This is a genomic window from Psychromonas arctica, from assembly GCF_038155225.1.
In the GTDB taxonomy this organism is placed as follows: Bacteria; Pseudomonadota; Gammaproteobacteria; order Enterobacterales; family Psychromonadaceae; genus Psychromonas; species Psychromonas arctica_B.
The window spans coordinates 1-208 of record NZ_JBAKBA010000459.1 but is presented as its reverse complement, the minus strand read 5'-3'; the positions used below and the strand labels follow the sequence as shown (position 1 = coordinate 208).

1 protein-coding gene is annotated in these 208 nt (G+C 31.7%); it reads left to right on the top strand.

The genetic code is table 11. The annotated features are described in order from the left end of the window. The first annotated feature begins 25 nt into the window (after positions 1–25). The gene (locus V6255_RS19095; protein ID WP_341629497.1) at positions 26–157 is read left to right on the top strand and encodes a hypothetical protein; all 132 of its coding nucleotides are present in this window, start codon (positions 26–28) and stop codon (positions 155–157) included. Positions 158–208: the final 51 nt, after the last annotated feature.

Sequence of the window (208 nt, the reverse complement as noted above, 5' to 3'; positions counted from 1 at the left end):
ATGCATTACATAGCTATGTAGCTATATGAAATCAATTGATTTTACCGCAGATCATTTTGAACAACTGTTAGCGATGGAGAAAGAGTATTGTCAACAAGAACACTACGCATCCTTAGGGCGTTATACGCATTTGACAATTGCTAAACAGGTATTATGAAATCCTAGCATTTTAGAATAAATATTAGTATTCAAGAGTTTGAAAAATTAT

Coding starts and splice junctions, on each gene's coding strand:
- V6255_RS19095 (WP_341629497.1), top strand. CDS start 26: ATGAAATCAATTGATTTTACCGCAGATCATTTTGAACAACTGTTAGCG.